Below are 3,270 nucleotides of genomic sequence, written 5' to 3'. Positions count from 1 at the left end.
ATGCTGAAACTGCTGGTTTCCAACTTGATACTTTAATTATACCACATTTTTAGGTCAATATCAAATGTTTTTGATACAATAAACCCATACGCCGTCTACATCCCCAAGCTAAAGCATGGGGTCTTGACGGAAGGAAAGATAATGCAGTATTCTCTACGTTTCACAGTTTTGATACTTATCGCGATTGCTTTTCAATTGTTAGGGTGCTCAGAAGACCCTGACAATGACACAGCCTCTGTCGGAACCCTTATTGCCGAACCTATACCCTCCAAACCCACACCGGAAGACACGTTCAGAAAACTAAAAACGCTGTTTCCACGACCCATTTTTGATCAAGAGTTCACAAAGCTCGGTAAGGTGACAACTTCTAAAACCTATTTGGACTTTCTTACCCAAGAATATAGAACAAAAAAGCCATTTAAAACGTTGGCAGACTACCTGAATGTAGCAGAACCTGACCCGGAAAGATACAATCCTTTTTTAAAGGAATTCATCAATAAACCCAACGAAGAAGACATAGCGATCGTTCATCAGCTAACTCTGGAGTATCGCTGTGCAAACGTGATGCTGTATCAGATGATGCATGATGGAAACGGAGAAAACGTTCTCAAGGCGATACTGGCTGTGCTCGAAAAAAAACTATCAGTCCGTGATGAAGCACCCGTGAAAGCTTGGATGGAAATGCATCTACCCAATCAAGATCAAGGAAAAGAATTCTTCACTGTCCTTGAACATTTCGTAACTGAAACCGAAAAGAAGGACGCGCTTTTGATACAGGAACAGTTTGCGCAACACGGCAAAGATGACGGGCTTTTATGGCTCGCCGTGTACAATCCTGCGCTGACCGCAGAAATCCTCAATAATTTCACGACTACGGATGTGTTTCTGAGATGGACTGAAGGCATTTTTTTTCCACAACATCCATAGGAGAAAAATCATGACATTACCCTTTGCCTCGCGTCTTACACTCATCTGCACGGTAATCTGTGCTATCCTACTGGCAGACGTCTCAGTCGCCACACCAACGAAAACAGAACATAATTCGCATACCCAGAAAGAAAACAGACACCTCATCGGACTTCCAACCCTTGTCGTAATTGGCGTTACTTCCTTTGGATACTTACTAACGCCTTTAGACGAGTGGGATGCAGAGATTCGGAAACTGACTGAGGACGAATTGTTCGTTCAACGTTGGATGCTGCTCAACGACGATCCCGCCTCCCTTGAAAAGGGGAAAAGAGCGGTCGCGAAGATCCAAAAGCAGAGGAAAGCCGTCGAGAAAAAACGTAACCGATTCTTGTGGTGGTATTATCCAAGTATGACCGTTATTGGTGCTGGAGCGATGCTGCTAACTCTCTGGTTGCAAAAAGATTAAACCTCTCTAAACACAGAAGTAAATCAACACCGGAAACATAAATTTCCGTCTCACACTCACAGCCAAGTCATTGTTGGAATTGGAGAATTCCTCATAGGCTTGGCTGTTCTGCATTCTGCTGATAAAAGCGATCTCCGTGTCAACTGGAACATTTAATTTAGCGTTAAAATCTACAATTCAGGTTCCAAGCGGAGGTCCAAACCTTTTCATGAAATTTTGCTTATATTCTGCTCTGTGTGTTCTGCTCATGATGCCGTTCTCTGTTTCGGCTGAAACGGAGAGTCCTAAAGAAGGTGAACCCCGAAAAACGAAAAGAAGCCTCTGGCAGCGAGTTTTTCCCCGCACAGGGGATATAGAAGGTACCGTCTATCAGTATGATACCGATGTCCCATTAATTGAAGCGGAGGTGCGCATTGTTGAAACCGATCAGTCTCAAAAAACGGGTAAAGACGGCACATTTCGGTTCATTGAAATCCCTGTCGGCACATATACACTGTCCATATCCCATCCAACTTACAACACACCCACTAAAATTCCGATTGAGATTCGCGCAGGGGAGACGCTCCACAGGCGGTTTTTCATCAATACAGAAGGCGTGTTTGTCGAAACCCTCGATAGTCGGGAGGCAGCAACACGACTTGACCCCATTCTTGTAGAAGGACAACGTCTACTACCGCCGACAATTAGCCGCAAAGAGATTCGAGGTGGCGAGTTGACACGGATTCCCGGGACTGGGCGTGATGCGCTTAAGGGACTCACGACGCTACCGAGCATCGGTATCCCCAACGATATTTTCGGCATCCTCTACATCCGGGGGAGTGCACCGGGGGAGACGCTTCTTTATCTCGATAGAACCCCGCTCGGCTATCCGTTCCACTTTGGGGGTCTCATTTCAACGATTAACTCGGACAGTATTGAAAATATTCATATCTACGCCGGTGGCTACGGTGCTGAATTCGGGTTAGATTCGCAATCGGTGATTGACATCCGTTCGCGCGAACGGTTGGAAAAGAAGTGGGCAGGCGCGATCGACCTGAACATTTTATCGCCTTCCGGTTTCGTTGAAGCCACAATTGGAGATAAGGGTTACGCCTCCCTCGCAGGACGATTTACCACTCTCAATCTCATCTTAGGTCTATTTTTTGATGGGACGTTCCCCCAATGGTCAAACTATCAACTTAAATTTGCGTATCCGCTTACGCCAAAACATCATCTGACGCTCAACGGCTTAGGCGCGACAGATCACTTTGACTTCTCCGGTGTTGGCTCAGAAGAGATCGAAGAGGCAGTTAATTTTTCCGCCTACTTCAAAAACGGTTTTGAAGCGGAAGGCATCCACCTCCGCTCTAATTTCACTGATAAACTCACGTCCTATCTCTCCCTTACACGCTCCCACAACTTTCTCAATATCAGTTTCGGTAGTGCCTCAAACCAAGACGCTACAACCGAAAATGACGGATTCATCTACAACTTAAAGATCAATACCCCTACGTATACCCTTCGCGAAGATGTGTCCTACAAGTTAACACCCAAGTTTCAGTTAGAACCGGGATTCCTTCTCGCTTTCAGTCCATCTAAAAGTCGGACACACACATCCTCTCTGGAAAACATAGATTTTGAAAGCGACGAGGCACCATCATGGACGCGGAAACTTGACGACTTTAATTATACGTTTCGGCGTGCTGAAGGGTACCTACAAGCGCGTTATGATCCGCTATCGTTTTTGTCAGTCGCACTCGGTGTGCGGTTTGATTATCTCAATTTGACGGAAGAACTCTCTATTCAGCCGCGCGGGAGTCTCAGTCTCACACTGCCAACAAATTCTATACTTCGATTCGCTTACGGCAGATATGAACAGAGTCCTTTAGCGTATCAGGTGCTAAAGTCGGATGGAA

At 45.8% G+C, this 3,270-nt stretch carries 3 protein-coding genes; all 3 read left to right on the top strand.

The window, feature by feature from the left end; translation table 11 throughout:
- The first annotated feature begins 141 nt into the window (after nucleotides 1-141).
- Nucleotides 142-927, top strand: coding sequence for a hypothetical protein (locus J4G07_22340; GenBank protein ID MCE2416724.1), 786 nt, complete (start codon nucleotides 142-144; stop codon nucleotides 925-927).
- A gap of 10 nt (nucleotides 928-937) precedes the next feature.
- On the top strand, nucleotides 938-1,375 hold the full coding sequence (locus tag J4G07_22335; GenBank protein MCE2416723.1) for a hypothetical protein: 438 nt from the start codon (nucleotides 938-940) through the stop codon (nucleotides 1,373-1,375).
- A gap of 208 nt (nucleotides 1,376-1,583) precedes the next feature.
- On the top strand, nucleotides 1,584-3,270 hold a 1,687-nt coding region (locus J4G07_22330), incomplete at its 3' end, for a TonB-dependent receptor (protein MCE2416722.1).

The organism is Candidatus Poribacteria bacterium (genome assembly GCA_021295715.1).
Lineage (GTDB): Bacteria > Poribacteria > WGA-4E > WGA-4E > WGA-3G > WGA-3G.
Note: the sequence above shows the minus strand (reverse complement) of the source record. Positions and strands in the feature narration are given on the sequence as shown.

Bases quoted from the DNA above. Each gene is read 5' to 3' on its own strand.
- J4G07_22340 (MCE2416724.1), top strand. From the start codon at position 142: ATGCAGTATTCTCTACGTTTCACAGTTTTGATACTTATCGCGATTGCT.
- J4G07_22335 (MCE2416723.1), top strand. From the start codon at position 938: ATGACATTACCCTTTGCCTCGCGTCTTACACTCATCTGCACGGTAATC.